The organism is Hymenobacter jeongseonensis (genome assembly GCF_015694725.1).
Classification (GTDB): domain Bacteria; phylum Bacteroidota; class Bacteroidia; order Cytophagales; family Hymenobacteraceae; genus Hymenobacter; species Hymenobacter jeongseonensis.
Genome location: NZ_JADQDQ010000014.1, coordinates 26,319 through 48,754, shown reverse-complemented (window position 1 = coordinate 48,754; position 22,436 = coordinate 26,319). Strand labels below are relative to the sequence as shown.

The window sequence follows — 22,436 nt, the reverse complement described above, 5'->3', positions numbered from 1 at the left end:
GTTCAGGTGAACCGGGAATTTTTTTATGCCTGAAGCAGCCGGACATTTTGCCGGAAGCCCACAGCTGGTGGCTATGGTTTGGGAGTAAATGCGTATCTTCCACAACTCCACAATAGCCTGATGCTGTTTATGCTTGCGAAAAAGATTTCACTGGTTTTGGCTTGTTGGACTGGCAGCCTCGCGGTAGCCCAAGCGCAAGTGTACGTGCCGTTGTCACGCGCCGACTCGCTCACCATCGTGCAGCGCAAGCAGCAGTTCCGGAAGGCGGCCCTCCGTATTGCAATTCCGTCGGCGGTGTTTGGCTTGGCGGCAATGGCCAACAGCCCCCGTTTCAGCACTATTTTGTTTGAGGCCAGGGAAGAAATCCAGGAAGAGACGCAAGAAGCTTTTTCGTCGTTCGACGCGCGGGGCCTTGATGATTATTCCCGCCACGCGCCCCTGGCCGTGGCTTACGCCCTGATGGCCACCGGGCACCGCGGCGAACGCACCGCCGTTGGGTTTACGCTCACCTACCTGCTGGCGCGCGAGCTGGACGCTACCGTTGTGAGCAACCTGAAACGAGTGACGGCCCAAGCCCGCCCCAACGGCGACCCAAATTCTTTCCCCTCTTCGCACACATCACAGGCTTTTTTGACCGCCACGCTCCTCCACGAACAGTACGGCCGGCGCTACCCTTGGCTGAGCGTGAGCGGCTATGCCGTGGCCACGGCCACGGGCACTATGCGCGTGCTGGGCAATAAGCACTGGGCCAGTGACGTGCTGGCGGGCGCGGCCATTGGCTTTTTATCGGCCGAAACCATGTGGCACCTGTATCCGGCCCTGACCAAAGCCTTGCCCAGCCAAATGGCGCAGAGGCTGCTGTTGGTACCCACCTATGTCGCAGGTGGTGGGGCGGGGCTAGCAGTAGCGGTGCAGTTATAAGCTGGTAGATGAGTAGCAGATTACTTGGTGTCGGCACCGGTGCATCGTGGGTAGTTGAACAACATTTGGCAAGGTGGATTTAGCTTCTATTGCATCATTCTGGTGCTTCAGGCCGTTAGCAATGTTTTAGATTCGGCTTGCTCTGAAAGGCCGTAGCTCAACTTCTTCCGACTCCGCATGGACGACCTGAATTCTTCGAACTATTCGCTCTCTTTCAGCCACCCCGAGCAGGCGCTCACGACAGAAGTGGCCAATCCCCTGCCCCGGGCTGTGCTGCGCATGAACAACCACGAGCTACTCGATGGCCAATGGCACTTTGCCCACGACGATGCCGATGTGGGCTTAGCCGAAAACTGGGCGCAGGGCCATGCTTATGAGCACACGGCCCAGTGGCCCGGCTCGGTAGAAGAGCACCTGGCCCACGCGCGGGGGCACCAAGGGGTGAGCAAGTGGCACGACCAGGTAGTGGTGTGGTACGAGCGCGAATTCAACCTGCCCGAAGTGGCGGAGCCCCAGTCACAGTCCATGCTCCAGCTCACCTTTGGGGCCTGCGGCTACGAAACCCGCGTGTGGCTCAACGGCAAGCCACTGAAAACCATTGAGGGAGAAGAAATTCACTACGGCGAGTACACGTCCTTTACCTATGAGCTGAGCGAGGACAACCTGCAAGCCGTGAACCGCCTCACGGTGCGCATTGCCGACAACATGGACGCCGAGACGCCGCGCGGCAAGCAGGAATCTCACGTGTACAAGCGCGGGGGCATCTGGTACCAAACTTATACCGGGGCCGTGCGCAGCGTGTGGCTGGAAGTAGTGGAACGCAACCGGCTGCGGTCGCGGGTGGGCGTAGTCAGCATCGTCGAAGACCAGCTGGTGCGTTTCAATATGACGCTGCGTATTCACGATGCCGGGGATTACACCATTCGCCTCCAGATTTTTGACCCGCACACCACCAATCGGACCTCTCCGCTGGCGTCCTCGGACTTCCCGCTGCACCTCGAGCCGGGGCAGTGGCAGCAGCGGCTGGTGTTGGAAGTGCCCGGGGCGGAGTTATGGTCGCCGGAAGCCCCGCACCGCTACCGGCTGGTGGCCCAGCTCATCGACAGCCAAGGATACGCCGCCCAAATCGAAACCCTGTTTGGCTTGCGTAAAATTGAGGCCCGCGGCCGCTACGTGTACCTCAATAACGAAGCCACCTACCTCGACGGCATTCTGTACCAGCCCGGGCAGGCCACCTTCGAAGAGATGCAGCGCCACATGCACGCCATGAAAGAGTTGGGCTGCAACCTCGTGCGGGTGCACATTGCCGGCATCGACCCGCGCATCTATAACCTGGCCGACGAGTTGGGACTGTTGCTGTGGGTGGAAGTGCCGAGTCCACACAGTTCGACGCCCCGCAGCCGTGAAAACCACCGCGCCGAACTGCTGCGCCTGGTAACGCTCAGCGAAACCCATCCCTCCATCATCATCTGGAGCCTCTACAACGAGGATTGGGGCGCCCAAGACATTGCCACCAATCCCGAAACCCGCCAATACATCATGGACACCTACCACTTCATGCAAATTGCCTACCCGCAATTTCTGGTAGTGGACAACGACGGCTGGCACCACATTTCCTACACCGGCCGCTTGAAGTCCGACTTGCTCACCGCCCACCTCTACACCCCCGACCTCACACGGTGGAAAGAGCTGCTTGACCGCTTGGTAGGAGGCGAAATGACGGGCACCGCAGCCTTTCCCCTAGTGGTAGGCGACCCGTTTTTTTATCGGCGCCAAGTTCCGCTCATCGTGAGCGAATGGGGTGGCTTTGGCTTCCCGGACTACGGTGGGCCGCAGGACGCCGAATCCCGCACCAACAGCATCCTGGCCTTCAAACAAGAGCTACGCCGCCGGCCCATTGCGGGCGACGTGTACACGCAGGCCACGAACATTGAGGACGAACGCAACGGCCTGATTGACCCGCAAACCGGCGAGCTGAGCGTACCCAAAGGGCTACTTGCCTCCCGCCAAATGCAGCATTTGGCGTAGCCCAACGGCTGATGACGGACTTAAAAACCGGATAGCTGGCGAGGTGGCTGCGGCACGGCCAAGGTGGCCGTGATGCACCAGGCAGCCCCCAGGGCCGTATTGTTGGCGCGGAGCTGGGTCAGGATTTTGCCCGGCACAGTGCTGGTGACGGAGCCCTGACGCAGCACCATTTTGGCTACTTCCAGGGGCTGGCGGGGCGCCGGCACTTTGGCCGCCACCGGCACTACCAACTCAAAAATAACCAGTTGCTCCACTTCTTCTTCGGTGCAGTGAGGTAGACAGCTCACTTCGACAGTGCTAGCATGCGTTGTTGGGTCGCTGTTTGGCATAGAGAAGGTATGAAAGCGTTAAATAATCAGGGCTAAAAATGGGCTGGTAAATATGGTTAGCATTTGCCGAATTATTGCTACTGAACACCTTACTTAATTAAAAAGCAATAGACCACGTGCCGAACCTGCCCGCCGCTTCTGGGGTTATCTTTGCACCGCGCCATCTCCCGGCGCTTTCCCTGCCCTATGACCATTACCAAAGAAGCTGTTCTTAAAGCACTGAGCTACGTGGAGGAGCCCGACCTGGGCCAGGACCTCGTGACGCTCAACATGATTGAGAACGTTGAGATTGACGGCCTTACCGTGGCCTTTACAGTGGTGCTTACCACCCCCGCGTGCCCGCTCAAGCAGCTCATTCACGATGCCTGTGAGCGCGCCATTCACACGATGGTGGACAAGGATGCCAACGTGGTGATTACCATGACCTCGCGCGTGACCACCCTGCGCAACAACCGCGGCGACCTGCTCCCTGGAGTGAAAAACATCATTGCCATTGCCTCGGGCAAAGGCGGGGTGGGCAAAAGCACCGTCACGGCCAACTTGGCGGTGGCCCTGGCCGCCACGGGTGCCAAAGTAGGCTTGGTCGATGCCGACATTTCGGGCCCAAGCATGCCCACCATGTTTGGGGTAGAAAACGAGGCGCCGCACGTGTTTCAGGGCCCGAATGGCAAAAACCTCATCCAGCCGATTGAGAAATACGGCGTCAAGCTGATGAGCATTGGTTTCCTGGCGCCGGCCGAATCGGCCATTGTGTGGCGCGGCCCCATGGCTTCGTCGGCGCTGAAGCAGTTTATCACCGAAGTGGATTGGGGCGAGCTGGATTACCTGTTGCTCGACCTCCCGCCCGGCACTTCCGACATTCACCTGACGCTGGTGCAAACCGTGCCCGTGACCGGTGCCGTTATTGTGACCACGCCGCAAAAAGTGGCGCTGGCCGACGCTCAGAAAGGCTTGCAGATGTTCCGACAGCCCCAAATCAACGTGCCCGTGCTGGGCGTAGTGGAGAACATGGCGTGGTTCACCCCGGCCGAGCTGCCTAACAACAAATACTTCATTTTCGGCGAAAACGGCGGCCAGCGGTTGGCGGCGCAGCACGATGTTCCGTTGCTGGGCCAACTGCCGCTGGTGCAAAGCATTCGCGAAAATGGCGACCAGGGCCAGCCCGCCGTTCTCGACCCCGAATCGGTGGTGGGCCGGCTGTTTGCCGACCTGGCCGAAGCCGTAGCCCGGCAAGTCAGTATTCGCAACAACGTGGCCCCCAAAACGGCCGTCGTGCAAATGAATCCTTAACGCTCGTGGAAAGCCCAACTACTGCCCCTGTTTTCGACCATCCGCTCATGCCTCGCATTGAGGCCGCGCTGGATACGCTGCGCCCCTACCTGGCCACCGACGGTGGCAACGTGCGGGTGGCCAACATCACCCCCGAAGGCATCCTTCAACTGGAATGGGAAGGCGCGTGCGGGGCCTGCCCCATGTCGACCATGACGCGGGCGGGCCTGGAGGACACGGTAAAAAAAGCCGTGCCCGAAATCACCGCTGTGGAGGCAAGATAAGCCCTCCACCATCCGTGCAAGCAGTTGCTGCTGCATAGCTGATGCCGTTTGAAGGCAGGCCCAATGATATTGGGTCTGCCTTCAAACGGCATCAGGATTTACTGGTATCGCAGTAGCAGTTTAGGATGGAATCCATTGCAGCTTTTCCGGCTGCTACGGCCAGAATTTTGGCGCGGTGCGCAGGCGCCAGCAGGTGCAGCAACGGCTGTTTCAGCTTGTTAAAATCCGCGAAGGCCTCAAGCAGTTGAGCGTCCCACTCGCGGTGGAAATTCAGGAGGTCATCGGGCAATACCTGGGTTCGGTTACTGCCGGGCTCGGGTACGCAGTCAAACGGTTCCGTCGGGTTTAAATAGCCGTAGTCGTCGGTTAGCTCTTCGTCGGGATGGATGTCGCGCACAGCCAACTCGCAGTCATAGGCGGTGCTCATGCAGCTGGACCGGAAGCTGTGGTTAACAAACCGCGCATGGTCGCCGCACAGCACGTAGTTGCCCTGTGGGTCGCGGTAGCAGTATTTATCTAAAAACGTCTTTTGCAGCGGGTCCAACTTTTCAAAACCCTCGGGCCTGATAATCTGGTCGAGCGAATCGAACACCCAGGTGATGGTGCCTTTGGGAATAAGTTTGGTAGCCACCACCCCAAAGCCGATTTCGGGGCTGATGAAACGTAATTCCGTATCGGGGTGAATCATGGAAGGGGCATGAAAAGGAGACCGTAATGTTAGAAAAAACAGGCTTCTAATCAAGCTCAACAACGCAATAGGAAGCCCCGGCCCTACTTTTGCCGGCGTACCCCTCCCCATTGTTCATGGCTACCTCGCCCAATTCGCCCACCCTGCGCTCCTGGATTGATATTCCGCCAACCAGCGACTTTCCCATCCAAAACCTGCCCTTTGGGGTATTCGAAACCGATGAGCGGGGGCCGCACCTGGCGGTGGCCATCGGGGGCTACGTGCTCGACCTGTATGCTGCCAGCCAGCACGGCTACTTCGAGGATTTGGTTGAGTTAGGCGATGCCCAGCCCAAGGTCTTTCGCCGCCGCTCCCTCAATGCCTTTCTACGGTTGGGCCGGCCGGCGTGGCGGGCTGTGCGGCAGCGCGTAAGTGAGATGTTGCGCCACGACGCGCCGGAGCTGCGCGACAACGAAGAAGCCGTGCGCCAGTGCCTGCTGCGCCAAACCGAAGTGCGCCTGCTACGCCCCATTAAACCGGCCAACTACACCGATTTCTACAGCAGCATCGAACACGCCACCAACGTCGGCACCATGTTCCGGGACCCGGCCAATGCGCTGCTGCCCAACTGGCGCCACTTGCCCATCGGCTACCACGGCCGCACCAGCAGCATCGTGGTGTCAGGCACCGATATCAAGCGGCCCAACGGCCAGCGCAAAGCGCCCGATGAAGACTTGCCAACTTTTGGACCCAGCCGCCAGCTCGATTTCGAGCTGGAAATGGGCTTCGTGGTCGGCACCGGCACCGCTTTGGGCACCACCGTTCCCATCGCCGAAGCCGAAGACCACATCTTCGGCCTCTGCCTGTTCAACGACTGGAGCGCCCGCGACCTGCAAAGCTGGGAATACGTGCCGCTGGGGCCGTTTCTGGGCAAAAATTTTGGCAGTAGCATGGCGCCGTGGGTGGTTACGCTCGATGCGCTGGAGCCTTTCCGCATTGCGGGGCCGGTGCAGGAGCCCGCACCCCTGCCCTACCTTGCCCAAAGTGGCGAGCACAACTTCAACATCAACCTGGAAGTGGCCCTCACTCCTGCCGGAGGACCCGAAACGACCCTCAGCCGGACCAATTTCGGTCTGATGTACTGGAGCATGGCCCAGCAACTGACCCACCACGCATCCAACGGTTGCAACCTCGAAGCCGGCGACCTGTATGCTTCGGGCACAATCAGCGGCCCAACCCCCGACTCCCTCGGCTCCATGTTGGAACTGGCGTGGCGCGGCACCCGGCCCGTACCGCTGGCCGATGGCACCGAGCGCAAATTCCTGCTTGATGGCGACACGGTGACGATGCGCGGCTACGCCGAGAAAGAAGGAATCCGAATTGGCTTTGGCGAAGTTACGGGCACCGTCCTACCCTCCGAATAACGCAAAGTATCCGCAACACAAGAAGAGGGTGCACAAGGTCTGATTGAACATCGACCTTGCGCACCCTCTTCTTGCTTTGCGATACCCCAAGCTTAGTGAATTCGGTCGTCGCGAACGGGTAAATTAGTCACGATTTCCCCCTCGATTTTCAATAGTTCCTGCAACCGCTCTTCAACTAATTTCGGGTCGCAATATTCCTTCGCTAATTCGACGTAGCTAACAAAATGCGCGGCTTCGGAAACCATTAATTCGTAATAGAATTTGCTGAGTTCTTGGTCGGCTATATTTTGCCAGAGCAACTTAAACCGCTCGCAGCTGCGCGCTTCTATTAGGGCGGAAACCAGGAGCTGGTCCATGAGTTGACGCTCGCGGGCACCGCCTTTGCGCACGTGCGCCAGCAGCTGCACCACGTACTCGTCGCGGCGCGGCCGGCCCAGCTGAAAACCCCGTTTGCGCAGCTCCAGCAGCACTCTTTCGAAGTGGCTCCACTCCTCGGCCACCAAATCGGTGAGCTCGTCGACGAGGCGCGTTTTCTCGGGATAATGGATAATCATGCTGATGCCGGTGCTGGCGGCTTTTTGCTCGCACCAAGCGTGGTCAACCAAAATATCTTCGATGTTTTTACCAGCAATATCTACCCAGCGCGGGTCCGTATTCAGCTTTAGCTTAAGAATGGTTTTTTCTTTCATCTGCCACTTATTAATTAAAGAAATCCCACCTCAATCCTAATTGAAAACGCCGCGGATACCCCGTGTAATACGGGGTGGTGAAATAGCCATCGCCCATAATTCCCTGGTTGACGTACGCGGCTTTCAGGAATACGGTCACTGATTTGATATCAGCCGAAAAGAAAACATTTACCACCGGGTAGTTGCGGATGGTGAAGGTATTCTGCTGGTAAAATTGCTGCGTGCTCGGGCTGTAATCGAAGGCGCGAAAGCGCGATTGGTAGTACAGCTCCGCGCCTACCTGGCTGAGCAGCGCTTTTCGGAAAATGTAACTTTCGTAGTAAACCCGCGAGTTAGTCACCAGCGCCGGAATTCTCAGGCCGTCCACGTCGCCGCCTTTGGTGTAGGTGGCTTGGTTGTCGAAATTTACCCGGCCCACGCCCACCTTGTGCCGGGCCGTGACGATGAGCAGGTTGCGCGCCACGTCGATTTGCTCGGGCACTCCGGCGGTGTTGTAGTACACCAAATCCACGATGTTGACGCCGCTGACGCTGGCTTCAAAACGCTGCCCGGTCAGCCGGCCCAGGTCAGGAATTTTCAGGCGAATGCGGCCAGTCAGCTGAGTGGTGCCGGTGTTGCGAAACTCGCTGCTGCTGCCGGGCAGATGGTGCCATTCGTAGTGATTGCCAACGAATTCCTGCTGCGTCAGCGTAGGCGAAGCGGAGCTACGCATGGCCTCGGCCGACAGTGGGCCGGTGCGCACCACGGCCTTCAGCCAGTATTCCGGGTAGTTGGTGTAAGGGCTGCCCAAGGAAAAAGCATGCAGTTCCCCGGCCGCTTCCACAGCGTAAATAGTGCGGTAGTTGAAGGCCGCCGTCCCCCCAAAGAAAACCTCGTTGAAATTGCGCGTGGGCGCTCCGGTGATGAGCGGCAATCCGCTGACCTGCGACGTAGAATCGAGCCGCCGGCTGCTGAGCGAAGCCAGCCGGTCGCGGGCGTAGAGGCGGTATTCCACGGCATTGGTACGGCCCAGCAGGCCCACGGTATTTTCGACTTGGCGGTACTCGGCTCGGTCGATGGTAGCCCGGGTATTGCGCACAAGATTGGCGGGGTAAAACCGGAAATTGCCGGTGCCGTCGGCGTTTAGCTCCAGGTCCGAATAGCTGTTGTACTGGCGCTTGGCATCGAAGGTGTGGTAGACAGTGAGGCCGCGACCGAGCAAACGGTACGTCTGCGTGAAGTACAGCTCGTCGCGGTCTTCTTTGTTGGCCGCCTGGGTGAGGTACACTCGCTCCCGGCCGTAGTTGAACAGGTCGTCGGGCCGGGTTTGGCCACCGAGGCTATCGAGGTTGCTGGGCAGGCGCGTGGTGGTAATCACGGGCCAAATGCCGCCCTGCTCGATGGCCCGATGCCGCACGTTGCTGAAATTGAAAAGCAAATGGTACCGCTCGTCCTCGGTTTGGTAGCGGCTAAAGAACAACAGGTTGGAATGCTCCACCAAGCCGTCGCGGGGAGACCTGGAAGCCAGAATTTTATTCGACGCAATTCGTTCGTAGGCCACGCCCACGCTGAAGTTTTTCTTCAGGCTGCGGCTGTAGCTGATTTCGAAAACCTGCTCACCAGAACCGGATTGAACCAGCCGAAAAAAGGAGTACGGCGACCGGGAATCGTAATACGGGACCTTGGTGGCGTCGCGGGCGTACCGGTCGAAAACGTTGCGGCCAAACCGCGCCCCCAGTTGCAGGCTGGGCTGGTAGAGCAACGGCCGCGACGCGGTGCCCACGGCGCCCAAGTCCTGCTGAAAAGTGGTGTCGTAGAGCCAGAACCGGGCCTGTGGCCAGCGCGTGAGCGTGGTATCGAGCGGGGTGCCCGATGTGGAATCGCGCAGGACATCGGCCTCGTAAATAATCCGCGTGGTTTTGGGGCCGTAAATTACCCGGGTCGAATCGTCGAGCACCTGCGCCTGGGCATAGCGCCCCCCGCCAGCCAGCAGCAGGAATAGTCCCACTAAGCACCACCGCAGCGGCCATGCTTCCAAAAATTCTCGTTGCTTCGCCTTCAAACAGGTACCGAATACGCCGGAATTCACAAATGAAATCCAACTAAGTCAAAAGTTAAAATCAGTTTCTTCTGGCCGCCAGCACCCCGGACAGCAGCTGGCGCAGCACCGCGTCATCGCCGCCCCGAAACGCCACCCGCACCGGAATGGTATAGAACGGCAACCCGGCCAGCGCCGCCGCGAGCACGGGGGCAAGCAGGCGAGTTGCATCCTTCTCGGTGGTAAAAATAGGCCACCCCGGCTGCCAATGCGCCCGCAAGGCTGTTAAATCAGCGGGCTGGAATACATGATGGTCCGGCAAAACGGCATGATACTGAATGAAATAGCCCTGGCTTTCGAGGTAATCGCGCAGCGGGCCCGGCTGCGCAATCCCCGTGAGCAGCACGGCCGGACGGGCCGGTGGCTTGGCCAGCGTATCGCTTGGGAGTAGCGGCGAAACGCCTTCGGCAACGTGAGGCAACGGCTGGGGCGCCCCGTATTCATAGGACGAAAAAAGTACTGGCACGGCAGGCCGGCAGTAGGCCCTAATGCGCTGCTCAACAGCGGCTTTGGCTTCCACCGACAGGTCGAGCGGGCACTTGGTCACGATGATGACATCGGCACGGCGGGCGCCGCTCCGGCGCTCGCGCAGACGCCCCGCGGGCAGCACATGGTCTTGATAGAACGGGCGCGCCAGCTCCGTGAGCAGCACATTGAGCGTGGGCCGAACGGCGCGGTGCTGGTACGCATCGTCGAGCACGATGACGGATACTTCCGGATGGGTTTGCTGCAACAACCGCACGCCAAGCCCGCGCTTCTCGGCCACGGCCACGGGCACGCGGTGCGCCGAAAAGTGCTGGTAGTATTGCCACGGCTCGTCGCCCACCGTGGCGGCCGAGTCGGCGGCGGTGGCCAGGCGCGGGCCGGTGGTGCGGCGGCCGTAGCCCCGGCTCAAGACGGCTGGCCGATGCCCCTGGCGCAGCAGCTCTTCGAGGAGCCACGTTACGTGGGGCGTCTTGCCGGTGCCGCCCACGCGCAGGTTGCCCACGTTTATCAGCGGCACGGCAAAGGTTTCCGATTTCCGCCAGCCCGCGTCGTACAGCCAGTTGCGAACGGCCATGACGGCCGCGTAAAGCCAGGAAAAAGGCAACAACAGAAAAGCCAAAACGGACTGCATACGCGAGCTAGGCACCAAACCAGAGCCGTAAAAGTACGGCCCCCGGCGGGCCAGCTACACAAAGCGGCCACGAAGCGGTTGCTTGCCACCGTCATCACCGTTACCCCGCTGCTCCCATGCGCTTGCTGTTCTTGCTTATTTGCCTGCTCGGTATGTTCAACCACCCGCGCGCATTGGCCCAAACCGTCGTCGATTCGTTGTCACAAGCCGTTCCGCTGGTTGCCACGCCCTTGGCAACGTTTAATGCGGAGCGCACTCGCCTCGACCAACGCGGCATGGCCGTTTTGGGTAGTTGGGCCGTGACCAATTTGCTGGTCAGCGGCATCGCCACCGGGCAAACGGATGGGTCAGCCCGTTATTTCCATCAAATGAATAGTGGCTGGGGGGCCATCAACCTTGCTCTGGCGGGGGCGAGCTACCTCGCGGCCCGGCGAGCCAAGCGCTTGCCCGTCACCGACCGGACCGGCACCGTGCGCCACCAGCTCCGCACCGAGAATTTGTACCTCTTCAACGCGGGACTGGATGTGGCTTACCTCACCACCGGGCTTTATCTGCTGGAAAAAAGCCGCAACCCAACCGCCTCCGGTTCTACGGACCGCTGGCGTGGGTACGGCCAGTCGCTGCTGCTGCAAGGCAGTGTACTCTTGCTTTTCGATGCCTTTCAGTTCGCCGCACACCACCGGCACGGCCGCGGGTTGTTTCCCTTATTAGGCCGAATCAACCTGGGACCAGGCAGCTTTGCCGTCTCGATTCCGTTGAATGAACGGACACGTTCGGACCATTCCACACGTGTTAGTAGCGAATAAATATCGTTTTATCGAAGGCGTTTTCAACGTCTGTTCGCGGTTTACCTATGTCTGATTTCGCTGCCCGCCTGTTTCGGTTCCTCACTGAATTTCCCCTGCCCAAGCACTTGCCAAAGGAGGTGGTGGCGCACAGCCCGTTTCGTGAGGTGGAAGTGCAGGAATTATTCCGGCAATTTGGCCATCGATTCTACGCCGATAACCGGCCGCGGGTGGCCGTGTTGGGCATCAACCCCGGCCGCCTGGGAATGGGCCGCACCGGAGTCGCTTTTACCGACCCCGCGGCTTTGCGCGCCTGGTGCGGCATCAACCATGAATTGCCCCCGCAGCGGCCAGAGCTTTCGACCCAATTTGTTTACCAAGTAATTGCGGCCCTTGGGGGAGCCGAGGAATTTTACCAGCATTTTTACCTGGGTTCGATATATCCGTTGGTCTTGCTGCGTGCCGGCTTGAACTACAATTATTACGACTCTCCGGCCCTCACCGAGGCCCTTTGGCCAGACATGCGCCTTTCGTTGCGCCAACAGGTGCAGGAATTGGGACTGCGAACGGATGTAGCCGTGAGCCTGGGCAAGCGCAACGGCACCTTCCTGCACCGCCTTAATGAGGAACTGGGCTTATTCGACTACGTTGTCGTTCTCGACCATCCCCGCTACCTCATGCAGTACCGCCGTCGCGAATTAGAAGCCAATGTGGCCCACTATGTAGCCGAGCTTGGCTCGCTTATTATCCAGTAATAATAGGCGGCCCAACCATTCCACAGGCATGTTCGTGCCGGAAGCCGGTTATTTGCCCCTTGATATTCATTAGTGCCTATGCCCACCGTTCAAGACCTTTCGCGCCTGCTGGAGGCCGCCGCCCCCCTCGCCTACCAGGAAAGCTACGACAATGCAGGCCTGCAATGCGGCGACCCCACAGCTGAAATAACAGGCGTTCTTATTGCGCTCGATTGCACCCCGGCCGTGGTGGCCGAGGCGCTGAAGCGCGGTTGCAACGTGGTGGTGTGCCATCATCCGGTCATTTTTCGGCCCCTCAAGCGCCTCACCGGAGCCAATGAAGTGGAGCAAACCATCATTGCGGCGCTGAAAAATGACGTGGCCATTTACGCGGCCCACACCAACCTCGACAATGTTCGCGGCGGCGTGAACGACAAGCTCGCCCAGAAGCTCGGCCTCACGAAAACCCGGATTTTAGCGCCCCAAAGCGGAACGTTGGCCCGCCTTATCACCTACGTGCCGCACCGGCCCGAAGACCAGCAGACTGACCTGGCGGGCCACGTGTTGCGCGCCCTGTATGCCGCCGGAGCCGGCCAGGTGGGCCAGTATGCAGACTGCAGCTTTCAGGTGGCCGGCACTGGTACATTTACGCCCGGCACTGGCACGGCGCCCCACATTGGCACCCCGCAGCAGCCCACGTCCCTGCCCGAATTGCGCTTGGAAGTACTGCTGCCTCTGCATCGCCAAGCGGCCGTGCTGCGGGCCCTGCGGGAAGCGCACCCTTATGAGGAAGTGGCCTATGAGCTGATTAAGCTCGAAAATACGCAAACGGATATAGGTGCCGGCATGGTGGGCGAGCTGCCGACGGCAATGGCCCCGGCCGCTTTCCGCGCCATGCTCAAAGCGCAGCTGCTGGTGCCGGTGGTGCGCCACACGCCTTTCGACAAGCCAATCCGCACGGTGGCCATTTGCGGCGGGGCGGGTGCCTTTCTCATTGGCGCGGCGCGAGCGGCCGGAGCCGATGCCTACGTCACGGGCGACGTGAAATACCACGAGTTTTTTGGCGCCGAAGGCCGCTTGATGCTGTGCGACGTGGGTCATTTCGAGAGCGAACAGTTCACCGGCGAGGTATTCAGAGATTTGCTAACGGCCGGATTTGGACGTACTTTTGCGGTCTTAATCGCTGAAACCCCTACGAACCCCGTTCAATATGACTGCTAAAAGTGCCGCCGTCGCTCCTGCCGACGTTCCCGTAGCCGCCAAGCTCGAAGCCCTGCTCACCCTGCAGCAGCTTGACTCGCAGCTCGATGAAATCCGGCGCGTGCGCGGCGATTTGCCCGAAGAAGTCCGGGATTTGGAAGACGAAATTGCTGGCTACGAAGTGCGGGTAAAGAAATTTGACGAAGAAATTCAGGGCCTGAACGACTTCATCAAGAGCCGCAAGCAGGCCAGCAAAGACGCCGAGTCGCTCATCAAAAAGTACGACGAGCAGCAGCAGAACGTCCGCAACAACCGCGAGTTCGAAGCCATTGCCAAGGAAATTGAATTGCAGCGTTTGGAAATCCAGATTGCCGACAAGAAAATCAAAGAGTCGCAGTACCAGATTGACGTAAAAAACGCTGAAATCAGCGGTACGAAGTCGAAATTGGAGGAGCGTCGCAAAGACCTCGACAACAAGAAAGGCGAGTTGGAAACCATCGTTTCCGAAAATGAAGAAGAAGAGCGCGCCATCATGATACAGCGCGAGGAAGCCACCAAGCCGGTGGAAGACCGCCTGCTGACGGCCTACACCCGCATCCGCGGCAACGTGCGCAACGGCTTGGCCGTGGTGCTGGTGCGGCGCGATGCCTGCGGCGGCTGCTTCAACACGGTACCCCCGCAGCGCCAGGCCGACATCATTTCCCACAAGAAAATCATCGTGTGCGAGCACTGCGGCCGGATTCTGGCCGACGTGGAAGCCCGCGCCGTGTAAGCAGAGCTTGTAGCCAATCTCAAAAGCTGGCTTGCTGATTAAAATCGTAAAAAAGGAACGGCCGGGTGTCGTTCCTTTTTTTGTTAAGTGCCTAATGACGTCGCTGGCGACCCTTTTTCTCGATTTATACAATAAAGTGCGCACCCAGCCGGCTAGGCTAGGGCACCCTGCCCTGCTGTGGGTGGCTATGGCACTGCTAGTCTCCGCGTTTTCAGCACCACTTTCGGCACCGCCAGCCAGTGCTGCGCAACAGCCGCCGCTAACCGGTGTCGCACCTCCCGCGCCGCAGCTGACACCAAATAGTCGCCGCGCTTACGCCGAGGTGTTTAAGCTTCGGTTGGAGCCGGCGCGGGAACTGTTGCGCCAGGAGTTGCTTGCTACGCCCTCGGCTCCGGCGCCCCTGCTGGTGGCCAACTGCGCCGATTTTGTGGAACTCATCGTAACCCAGGATGCCAGTCGGTACGAGTCCCTCGTGAGTTCCCAGGAGACGCATCTGGAGGTCTTGGAGCGGGCCCCGGCAAGTGCAATGCGCGACTACGCCCGGGCCGAAATCACCCTTCACCTGGGCCTGAGTCAACTCCTGTTCAAGCATCTGGTGGCAGGCGGGTACCACTTGCGGAGCGGCTATCATCAGATGCAGGAGGTAGTGAAACGTTACCCTGCGTTTGCACCGGCTCGCAAAACCTTGGGCGTTTGCGAGTTTGCCGTGGGTTCTTTGCCGGCGGGTTACCACTGGCTTTTGCGCCTGCTGGGCTTGTCGGCCAACGTGGATGCGGGGTTGAGAAACCTGGCCTGGGCCGCGGCCCGGCCGAGCGAATTTCAAACCGAAAGCCAGATTTACCTGACGCTGATTCGGGAAGGCTATTACAAAAAACCCGAAGAAGGGTTGCGCCTGATGGAGCGGCTAGCCGCTGAGCAGCCCAGTAATTTGCTCTTTGCCTATCTGCTCATGAGCGTGAACAAGCGCCAGCACTTGGGCGAAGAGGCGCTGGCGGCCTATCGCGGCCGCCCCACGGGCACGGGCTACCTGGCGGTGCCGTATTTGCACCATATGGCCGCGGACTTGCTGCTCTACCGGGGCGACTATGCTGCGTCGGAGCGCGAGAACCTGACTTTTCTGCGGGAATACAAAGGCCTGCACTATCGCAAAGACGCTGCCTTTAAGCTTTACCTGGCGGCGTGGCTGGGCGGGCAGCCCGCCGCAACGGTAGCGCGCTACCGGGAGCACATCAATCGACCCGGCCCGACCGATGTGGAGGAAGACAACTACGCCCAGCACTACTACCACGAGGCCCAGGCGCTGCATCCGGTGCTCACCAAGGCCCGGCTGCAAATCGACGGCGGCTACAACCGGCAGGCCCTAACCACGCTCCGCCGCTTCCACCCCACGCCCGGCACGCTGTGGCGCGACCTGATTGAGGAACCGTACCGCCGCGCCCGGGCCTTCCAAGGGCTGGGGCAGCTCGATTCGGCGTGGTTTTATTTTGAGCGGACGCTCACCGTGGCGGGCCCTAGAGCTCCTTATTACTATGCGCCGCAGGCTGCCTTGCAGCAAGGCTACTTGGCCCAGCAGGCTGGAAATAAAGCGCAGGCGCGCATCTATTTTCAGAAAGCCCTGAACTACCCGTGGCACGAGTACAAAAATAGCACCGACGCCAAGGCCGCGCTGGCGCTGCGGGAGCTGAAATAAGAACCTCGCGGCGCTATTTTGTTAGTAGTGCGCGTTTTCGAGCCAAGTTCTTTCAATGGTATCTACCTCCTCCCATTCCCTTCCCAGCTCATCGGTTCTGTTGGCGGACCTGCCCGCCGATTTTCGGGCGCGGGCGCTAAGCTGGGCGGCCAATTTCCCGCACTGCGCCTACTTCGAACCCAACGGGCTGGAGTATCCCAACGGCCCCTTCACCCGCATTTTGGCGGTGGCAGCGGCAGGGGCTTTGGCCAGCAATTCGCTGGCTGAGCTGCGCGAATCGGACAATGTAGATTTGACGGCTCCGCGCTGCGGGTTCGTTACGTATGACCTCAAAAATGAGATAGAGGCGCTTTCGAGCGAAAATTTCGATGGCTTTCGCTGGCCTCAGCTGCATTTTTTCACTCCCCAAACCTGGCTTTGCTGGCGCGCGGACGTGGTAGAAATTCACGGGCAAACCGACGATGTGCTCGCTCAGATTCTGCAACAGCCGCTACCTGCCCTGCCCGCCCCACAGCTGCCCGCCCTGCGCCCGCGCCTGCCCAAAGTCGAGTATCTGGCCGCCGTGACGGCTATTCGCGAAGACATTCTCAACGGGGAAGTGTACGAGTTGAATCTGTGCCAGGAATTCTACGCCGAAAACGTTGCGCTGGCCCCGGTTGATGTGTTTTGGCGGCTAATGGAAGCCTCGCCCGCTCCCTTCGCGGGCTTCATTCGCTGGCACGACCATTTCTTGCTGTGCGCTTCCCCGGAGCGGTTCCTGTCGCACCAGGGCAGCGAGCTACTTTCGCAGCCCATCAAAGGCACCATTCGTCGGGGCACGGACCCGGCCGACGACGAGCGCCAGCGCCACACCTTGCTCCACGACGAAAAAGAACGCGCCGAGAACCTGATGATTGTGGACCTGGTGCGCAACGACCTCGCCCGCGTAGCCCAAACAGGCACCGTGCGCGTCCCCGAACTCTTTGGCCTCTACCCGTTTCGCCACCTCTGGCAAATGATTTCGACCGTTTCCGCCAAGCTGCGCCCCGGTGCGGATTTGACGGATATCCTGCACGCTACCTTTCCGATGGGCTCGATGACCGGGGCGCCAAAAATCCGGGCCATGCAGCTCATCGAGCACTACGAGGCTACCCGGCGTGGGCTCTACAGCGGCAGCATTGGTTATATCTGGCCTAATGGCGAGTTTGATTTTAACGTCGTCATTCGCTCACTTCAGTACCGGCAGGACACCGGCTACCTCAGCTTCGAGGTGGGCTCCGCAATCACCTTCGATTCAGACCCTGAGCGAGAATACGACGAATGCTTGCTGAAAGCCAAAGCCTTGCTGGAAGTGCTTGGTACTCTTGTCGGTGAGTAGAAGACCAAGCGCGTCATGCTGAACGCAGTCGAAGCATAACATTGCTTTTGCTCGTTAAATCAACTCTGCCATTCTGTCATTTTACCCTTGACCGCTGTATCTTTGCATTCCGCCGAAACGCGCTATAATTATGTCCCAAGCTCTGTTAACCCTAGATTTTTTAGATAAAGAAGCGCCGGCTGCCGAGGCTACGCCCAGCGGCGAAGTGCGCGTAACGGCCGCTACCCGCACGGGCCGGCAGCGCAAGCTCTACATCGAGAGCTACGGCTGCCAGATGAATTTCTCGGACTCGGAAATCGTGTCGAGCATCCTGTTCGACGAAGGGTTTGATACCACCGACGACCTCGCCAGCGCCGACTTGGTGCTGCTCAATACCTGCTCCATCCGCGAGAAGGCTGAGCAAACTGTGCGCATGCGCCTGTCGCAAATTAACTCGCACAAAAAACGCAACCCCGGCCTGCTGGTGGGCGTGCTCGGCTGCATGGCCGAGCGCCTGAAAAGCAAGTTTCTGGAGGAAGAGAAAATTGTAGACCTCGTAGTGGGTCCCGATGCCTACCGGGATTTGCCCCAGCTAATCAGCCAGGTTGATGGCGGCCAGAAAGGCGTGAACGTGCTACTGAGCCGCGAAGAAACCTACGCCGACATCACGCCGGTGCGCCTGAATTCCAACGGCGTTTCGGCCTTCATCAGCATCATGCGCGGCTGCGACAACATGTGCTCGTTCTGCGTGGTGCCCTTCACCCGCGGCCGTGAGCGCAGCCGCGATGCCCACAGCATCGAGCGCGAAGCCCGCGACCTGGTGGCCGCCGGCTACAAGGAAGTGACCCTGCTGGGCCAGAACGTGGACTCCTACAAGTGGGCCAGCGCCGACGGCACCGAGCACGTCAACTTCGCCCAACTGCTGGAGCGCGTGGCCCTCATCAGCCCCGAGCTGCGCGTGCGCTTCTCCACTTCGCACCCCAAGGACATCACCGACGAGGTGCTGCACACCATGGCGCGCCACGAAAACATCTGCAAATTCATCCACCTGCCCGCTCAGAGCGGCAACTCGCGCGTGCTGGCCCTCATGAACCGCACCTACGACCGGCCTTGGTACGAGGAGCGGGTGCAGGCCATCCGCCGCATTCTGGGCGACGATTGCGCCATCAGCTCCGACATGATATCGGGCTTCTGCTCCGAGACCGAGGAGGAGCACCAGGACACCATGAGCCTGATGAACTACGTGCGCTACGACATGGCCTACATGTTCTTTTACTCGGAGCGCCCCGGCACGCTGGCCGCCCGCAAGCTAACCGACGACATTCCACTGGAAACCAAAAAGCGCCGCCTGCAGGAAATAATCGATTTGCAGCAAATTCACAGCGCCGAGCGCAACCAGCGCGGCGTAGGCCGCGTGCACCGGGTACTGGCCGAGAATTTCTCCAAACGCTCAAAAGAGCACTTGAGCGGGCGCAACAGCCAAAACCAAGTTGTCATCTTCCCAAAGCAAAACTTCAAGAAAGGCGACTACGTGGATGTCTTAGTGCACAGCGCTTCGGCTAGCACGATGCTGGGCGAGGCGATTTAAAGCGCTAGTTCAGCTATCCATCTTCTTTCTCCTTCTCCACGAACTGCCTGTAGCCTTGACCACTCAAGAAATTCAATCCATCAAGCTCCGGTTCGGCATCATCGGCAACGCGCCGGCGCTGAACTACGCCATTCAGGTGGCCGCGCAAGTCGCGCCGACTGACATGACGGTGCTCATCACCGGCGAGAGCGGGTCGGGCAAGGAATCCTTTTCCAAGATTATCCACGCCTTGTCGCCGCGCAAGCACGGGCAATTCATTGCCATCAACTGCGGCGCCATTCCCGAAGGCACGATTGATTCGGAATTGTTTGGCCACGAGAAAGGCTCTTTCACTGGGGCCAATGAAGCGCGCAAGGGCTACTTCGAGGTAACCAACGGCGGCACCATTTTCCTGGACGAAATCGGCGAGATGCCGCTCGGCACCCAGGCCCGCCTGCTGCGCGTGCTGGAAAATGGCGAGTTTATTCGCGTAGGGTCTTCGAAAGTGCAGAAGACCGATGTGCGCGTGGTGGCCGCCACCAACGTGAACCTGCTCGACCGTGTGCAGGCCGGAACCTTCCGCGAAGACTTGTATTACCGGCTGAACACGGTGCCCATCACGGTGCCGCCGCTGCGCGAGCGCGGCGAGGATATTTACTTGTTGTTCCGCAAGTTTGCTTCTGATTCGGCGGAGCGCTACCGCAGCCGCCCCATTACCCTGCTGCCCGATGCGGTGCAGGCGCTTACGCGGTTCCGCTTTCCCGGCAACATCCGCCAGCTCAAGAACATCGCCGAACAGATATCCGTGCTGGAAACCGAACGGGAACTCGACGCCCGGCGGCTGGCTCCTTACCTGCCGCAGGACCAAGCCAACCGCCTGCCCATGCTGCTGGGGCAGGGTGCTTCCGACGGCGCCACGGCCGGCTATTCGGAGCGGGACCTGCTCTACAAAATCCTGTTCGACATGCGCCGCGACATGACGGACCTCAAGAAAATGGTGCTGGAGCTTGCCACCGGCCAACGGCCCCACGAGGCACAGGAGCTATTACGTCAAAACAGCCACCTCTTCAACAATACCGCGCCGGCCGGTCCGTTTGAAGCCGGACAATCTTCCGAATACTTCCTGCCGGCGGCGCCCAAGTCGTACAACAACGAGCCCGAAACGGACTATGACGAAGAAACGCCCGTGGAAGACATTCCGCACGAAACCGAAGAGGAAACCCTTTCCCTGGACGTGAAAGAGCGGGAAATGATTCTCAAGGCGTTGAAAAAACACAACAACAAGCGCAAGTACGCCGCCCACGATTTGGGAATTTCGGAACGCACGCTGTACCGTAAACTGAAGCAGTATGACCTGGAGCAAGTGTAAACGAGCCATCCGCTTTCAGCTGCTTGCCATTGGTTTGCTGGCGGGGCTTAGCGGCTGCGGCATCTACTCGTTCAGCGGCACCAACATCGACCCGGCGGTGCGCACCATTTCCATCGCCACCATCCAAAACAACACGCCCCAGGGGCCGGCTTACCTCACTCAGCGCTTCACTGAAGACCTGAAAGATTATTTTCAGCAAAACACTAACCTGCAGATTGTGCCGCGCGATGGCGACCTGCAGTTTGACGGCAACATCGTGGCGTTTGACTTTGCCCCCGCTTCCATTCAGCAAGTGGACGGGGTAGACCAGGCGGGTTCCAACCGCCTCACCATTCAGGTCCGCATCCGGTTCACCAATACCAAAGACGACAAGCAAAGCTTCGAGCAGGTATTTCAGAATTTCGATGACTTTCCGGCCAGCCGGAATATTGCCACCATCAACAGCGACCCCAACGCCGTGCGTACCACCACCACCAAAATCATCACCGATATTTTTAATAAATCGGTGGCTAACTGGTAAATCCCGAAGCCGTTGGGCGAGGCCAAGACGAGCTTCGACCGAAATTGAATCGAAAGCCGGGGCAAACTCAACGGCGCGAGCGTGGGCGTTTGGATAAATTAGCGTAATGTTGCGCCCCCGTTAAACTGTTTGCACCGCTGGTTTTAGGAATTACCCACAAAACTTGCGCTGCTTTAAAGCCGCACTTTACTCCGTGACCCGCGCCACGCTTTTGCACGTTCTTGACCACACTTCGGCCCTTGGTCCGGCCGAAGTGCGCGAACTCGAACAACTCGCTCAAGCCTTCCCGTACTGCCAGACGGCGCACCTGCTGCTTGCCAAAGCGGCCCACGACCAAGGCACCATGCTGGCCGGCCAGCGCCTGCGCCGCGCCGCCACCTACGCCGCCGACCGCACGCTGCTGCGCCGGCTTATCGAGCAAGAAGCGCCCGCGCCGGAAGTTGCGTCCCTTTCAACGGAAGACCTGGCTTTGGCCGTTGTGCAAGAAGCCCAAGCGGCCCCGCAACCGCTAGCACCGGAACCACCGGTTAGCACTGTTTTCGTTGATGTTGAATACGAAGCACCTACGCCACCGATAACGACGGCATCAGAAGCTCCAAGCGCTGCTCCCGAGCCCGAAATTATGGCGGTAGCTCCCACGCCCGTGGCAGAGGTTGTTCCCATTGCTCCCGAGCCTACGCCGGTGGTCGAGCAATCAATTGAGGAAGTTCTGGAAGCCGCAGAAGCTCCATCTTCCCCGCCTGCTCCGGTGGAGAGCGTGCCGCAAATCGAGGAACTAGCAAAACAAGAAGTACCCCCAACGCCCACGGAAACCGAACAGGTCCTGCTGCTCGATGTGGAAGGAGTAGATATTCCCGCTACCGAAATCATTGCGGAGCATTTTCCAGAACCGGAACTTGATGCGGAGGATATTTTGCCCGCGCAGGCGCCGGCCATTCGCCCGTCGGTTGAAGTCGGAGAAGCCCGCTTCGAGTTTGGTTTGGCCGACGTTCCTCCACCCGCCGTGCCCGCCTATGAACTCCCTGGCCTGGTAGATGAATGGGCCGCCTCGGCCGTAACCCGCAGCCTGGGCAGCGTGGAGTTGCTTCCCGAAATAATTGACGTAGCCGGCTCTGCTACCGACCTCACGCCTGCTTTCACACCCGCCGCTTTTACTGGCGATTCTGCAGTTGGCTACGGCTTTGGAGAAAGCAGCCGCCTAGGCTTTTCCCTACAGTTGCTGAATCTATTAGCTGACAAAGCCGAGGCAGAATTTGCTTCAACTGAAATTGCGTCGGCCCAGCCAGCGGCTACGTTGATGCCGCCTGCCGGGGCTTTTTTCGAGCCCGACCCGCTGCTGCTCGACCATTGGGCCACGCACTGCCCGCCGCCCCCGGTGCTGCCTTCGTCGCTCGACCTTATCAACAACTTCCTGCGCCGCCAGCCCCGCCTCACACGGCCCGCCATGCTGCCGCCGCCTTCTGGCGCGCAGGCTGATTTGAGCGTGCGCAGCACCCGCGCCGAACCCGACTTGGTGTCCGAAAGTCTGGCACGTATCCTCGTCCGGCAGGGCAAAACGGCCCGAGCCATTGAGATTTATGAGAAGCTCATGGTGAAACAGCCGGAAAAAATGGCGTACTTTGCGGCCCAAATCCAACAATTGCAACCCTCGGCGTAAT

20 protein-coding genes are annotated in these 22,436 nt (G+C 59.5%); 15 read left to right on the top strand and 5 right to left on the bottom strand.

The genetic code is table 11. The features are described 5' to 3' along the window. The first annotated feature begins 156 nt into the window (after positions 1 to 156). Positions 157 to 921: a phosphatase PAP2 family protein gene (locus tag I2I05_RS19510; protein WP_196283938.1), complete on the top strand. Its 765-nt coding sequence runs from the start codon at positions 157 to 159 to the stop codon at positions 919 to 921. A gap of 177 nt (positions 922 to 1,098) precedes the next feature. After that, positions 1,099 to 2,949 carry a glycoside hydrolase family 2 protein gene (locus I2I05_RS19505; RefSeq protein WP_196283937.1) on the top strand — a complete coding sequence of 617 codons (1,851 nt, stop codon included), beginning with the start codon at positions 1,099 to 1,101 and terminating at the stop codon, positions 2,947 to 2,949. A gap of 20 nt (positions 2,950 to 2,969) precedes the next feature. On the opposite strand, the gene I2I05_RS19500 is transcribed toward I2I05_RS19505, so the two are convergent. Continuing rightward, positions 2,970 to 3,236 (bottom strand): hypothetical protein, encoded by a 267-nt coding sequence (locus tag I2I05_RS19500; RefSeq protein ID WP_196283936.1) that lies wholly within the window; start codon positions 3,234 to 3,236, stop codon positions 2,970 to 2,972. A 228-nt stretch (positions 3,237 to 3,464) separates the two neighbouring features. On the opposite strand from I2I05_RS19500, the gene I2I05_RS19495 reads away from it, so the two are divergent. Next, the gene (locus I2I05_RS19495) at positions 3,465 to 4,568 is read left to right on the top strand and encodes an Mrp/NBP35 family ATP-binding protein (protein WP_196283935.1); all 1,104 of its coding nucleotides are present in this window, start codon (positions 3,465 to 3,467) and stop codon (positions 4,566 to 4,568) included. A gap of 47 nt (positions 4,569 to 4,615) precedes the next feature. Further along, positions 4,616 to 4,831: a NifU family protein gene (locus I2I05_RS19490; protein ID WP_196283934.1), complete on the top strand. Its 216-nt coding sequence runs from the start codon at positions 4,616 to 4,618 to the stop codon at positions 4,829 to 4,831. Positions 4,832 to 4,922: 91 nt separating this feature from the next. On the opposite strand, the gene I2I05_RS19485 is transcribed toward I2I05_RS19490, so the two are convergent. Continuing rightward, positions 4,923 to 5,519, bottom strand: a complete 597-nt coding sequence (locus tag I2I05_RS19485; protein ID WP_196283933.1) for an SET domain-containing protein — start codon at positions 5,517 to 5,519, stop codon at positions 4,923 to 4,925. Positions 5,520 to 5,635: 116 nt separating this feature from the next. On the opposite strand from I2I05_RS19485, the gene fahA reads away from it, so the two are divergent. After that, positions 5,636 to 6,922, top strand: a complete 1,287-nt coding sequence (gene fahA, locus I2I05_RS19480) for a fumarylacetoacetase (RefSeq protein WP_196283932.1) — start codon at positions 5,636 to 5,638, stop codon at positions 6,920 to 6,922. A 92-nt stretch (positions 6,923 to 7,014) separates the two neighbouring features. Here the strand turns inward: fahA and miaE are convergent, their stop codons facing one another. From miaE to lpxK, 3 genes are all read right to left on the bottom strand, one after another. Then, positions 7,015 to 7,611 (bottom strand): tRNA-(ms[2]io[6]A)-hydroxylase, encoded by a 597-nt coding sequence (miaE, locus tag I2I05_RS19475; protein WP_196283931.1) that lies wholly within the window; start codon positions 7,609 to 7,611, stop codon positions 7,015 to 7,017. A 10-nt stretch (positions 7,612 to 7,621) separates the two neighbouring features. Then, the gene (locus tag I2I05_RS19470) at positions 7,622 to 9,628 is read right to left on the bottom strand and encodes a putative porin (protein WP_196283930.1); all 2,007 of its coding nucleotides are present in this window, start codon (positions 9,626 to 9,628) and stop codon (positions 7,622 to 7,624) included. Positions 9,629 to 9,710: 82 nt separating this feature from the next. Continuing rightward, positions 9,711 to 10,805, bottom strand: a complete 1,095-nt coding sequence (gene lpxK / locus I2I05_RS19465) for a tetraacyldisaccharide 4'-kinase (RefSeq protein WP_196283929.1) — start codon at positions 10,803 to 10,805, stop codon at positions 9,711 to 9,713. A gap of 116 nt (positions 10,806 to 10,921) precedes the next feature. On the opposite strand from lpxK, the gene I2I05_RS19460 reads away from it, so the two are divergent. From I2I05_RS19460 to I2I05_RS19415, 10 genes are all read left to right on the top strand, one after another. Next, entirely contained in the window at positions 10,922 to 11,611 is a 690-nt protein-coding gene (locus tag I2I05_RS19460; protein ID WP_196283928.1) for a DUF6992 family protein, read from the top strand. Between the two features lie 47 nt (positions 11,612 to 11,658). Then, entirely contained in the window at positions 11,659 to 12,345 is a 687-nt protein-coding gene (locus I2I05_RS19455; RefSeq protein WP_196283927.1) for a uracil-DNA glycosylase family protein, read from the top strand. 78 nt (positions 12,346 to 12,423) lie between these two features. Continuing rightward, positions 12,424 to 13,545, top strand: a complete 1,122-nt coding sequence (locus I2I05_RS19450; RefSeq protein ID WP_196283926.1) for a Nif3-like dinuclear metal center hexameric protein — start codon at positions 12,424 to 12,426, stop codon at positions 13,543 to 13,545. Then, positions 13,535 to 14,296 (top strand): zinc ribbon domain-containing protein, encoded by a 762-nt coding sequence (locus tag I2I05_RS19445; protein ID WP_196283925.1) that lies wholly within the window; start codon positions 13,535 to 13,537, stop codon positions 14,294 to 14,296. The genes I2I05_RS19450 and I2I05_RS19445 overlap by 11 nt, the downstream gene beginning before the upstream one ends. A gap of 187 nt (positions 14,297 to 14,483) precedes the next feature. After that, entirely contained in the window at positions 14,484 to 15,986 is a 1,503-nt protein-coding gene (locus I2I05_RS19440; protein WP_196283924.1) for a tetratricopeptide repeat protein, read from the top strand. Between the two features lie 55 nt (positions 15,987 to 16,041). After that, on the top strand, positions 16,042 to 17,343 hold the full coding sequence (locus I2I05_RS19435; RefSeq protein ID WP_196283923.1) for an anthranilate synthase component I family protein: 1,302 nt from the start codon (positions 16,042 to 16,044) through the stop codon (positions 17,341 to 17,343). A 130-nt stretch (positions 17,344 to 17,473) separates the two neighbouring features. Continuing rightward, positions 17,474 to 18,910 carry a tRNA (N6-isopentenyl adenosine(37)-C2)-methylthiotransferase MiaB gene (gene miaB, locus I2I05_RS19430; RefSeq protein ID WP_196283922.1) on the top strand — a complete coding sequence of 479 codons (1,437 nt, stop codon included), beginning with the start codon at positions 17,474 to 17,476 and terminating at the stop codon, positions 18,908 to 18,910. 55 nt (positions 18,911 to 18,965) lie between these two features. Continuing rightward, complete coding sequence (locus I2I05_RS19425) at positions 18,966 to 20,258, top strand: sigma-54 interaction domain-containing protein (RefSeq protein ID WP_196283921.1); 1,293 nt, start codon at positions 18,966 to 18,968, stop codon at positions 20,256 to 20,258. After that, complete coding sequence (locus tag I2I05_RS19420; RefSeq protein ID WP_230688437.1) at positions 20,239 to 20,778, top strand: LptE family protein; 540 nt, start codon at positions 20,239 to 20,241, stop codon at positions 20,776 to 20,778. The genes I2I05_RS19425 and I2I05_RS19420 overlap by 20 nt, the downstream gene beginning before the upstream one ends. Before the next feature lie 211 nt (positions 20,779 to 20,989). Then, on the top strand, positions 20,990 to 22,435 hold the full coding sequence (locus tag I2I05_RS19415) for a hypothetical protein (protein ID WP_196283920.1): 1,446 nt from the start codon (positions 20,990 to 20,992) through the stop codon (positions 22,433 to 22,435). Position 22,436: the final 1 nt, after the last annotated feature.

What these genes read in the sequence shown, in the direction of transcription:
- I2I05_RS19505 (WP_196283937.1), top strand. Translation starts at nt 1,099, where the DNA reads ATGGACGACCTGAATTCTTCGAACTATTCGCTCTCTTTCAGCCACCCC.
- I2I05_RS19495 (WP_196283935.1), top strand. Translation starts at nt 3,465, where the DNA reads ATGACCATTACCAAAGAAGCTGTTCTTAAAGCACTGAGCTACGTGGAG.
- I2I05_RS19490 (WP_196283934.1), top strand. Translation starts at nt 4,616, where the DNA reads ATGCCTCGCATTGAGGCCGCGCTGGATACGCTGCGCCCCTACCTGGCC.
- I2I05_RS19485 (WP_196283933.1), bottom strand. Translation starts at nt 5,519, where the DNA reads ATGATTCACCCCGATACGGAATTACGTTTCATCAGCCCCGAAATCGGC.
- fahA (WP_196283932.1), top strand. Translation starts at nt 5,636, where the DNA reads ATGGCTACCTCGCCCAATTCGCCCACCCTGCGCTCCTGGATTGATATT.
- miaE (WP_196283931.1), bottom strand. Translation starts at nt 7,611, where the DNA reads ATGAAAGAAAAAACCATTCTTAAGCTAAAGCTGAATACGGACCCGCGC.
- lpxK (WP_196283929.1), bottom strand. Translation starts at nt 10,805, where the DNA reads ATGCAGTCCGTTTTGGCTTTTCTGTTGTTGCCTTTTTCCTGGCTTTAC.
- I2I05_RS19460 (WP_196283928.1), top strand. Translation starts at nt 10,922, where the DNA reads ATGCGCTTGCTGTTCTTGCTTATTTGCCTGCTCGGTATGTTCAACCAC.
- I2I05_RS19455 (WP_196283927.1), top strand. Translation starts at nt 11,659, where the DNA reads ATGTCTGATTTCGCTGCCCGCCTGTTTCGGTTCCTCACTGAATTTCCC.
- I2I05_RS19450 (WP_196283926.1), top strand. Translation starts at nt 12,424, where the DNA reads ATGCCCACCGTTCAAGACCTTTCGCGCCTGCTGGAGGCCGCCGCCCCC.
- I2I05_RS19445 (WP_196283925.1), top strand. Translation starts at nt 13,535, where the DNA reads ATGACTGCTAAAAGTGCCGCCGTCGCTCCTGCCGACGTTCCCGTAGCC.
- I2I05_RS19440 (WP_196283924.1), top strand. Translation starts at nt 14,484, where the DNA reads ATGGCACTGCTAGTCTCCGCGTTTTCAGCACCACTTTCGGCACCGCCA.
- I2I05_RS19435 (WP_196283923.1), top strand. Translation starts at nt 16,042, where the DNA reads ATGGTATCTACCTCCTCCCATTCCCTTCCCAGCTCATCGGTTCTGTTG.
- miaB (WP_196283922.1), top strand. Translation starts at nt 17,474, where the DNA reads ATGTCCCAAGCTCTGTTAACCCTAGATTTTTTAGATAAAGAAGCGCCG.
- I2I05_RS19420 (WP_230688437.1), top strand. Translation starts at nt 20,239, where the DNA reads ATGACCTGGAGCAAGTGTAAACGAGCCATCCGCTTTCAGCTGCTTGCC.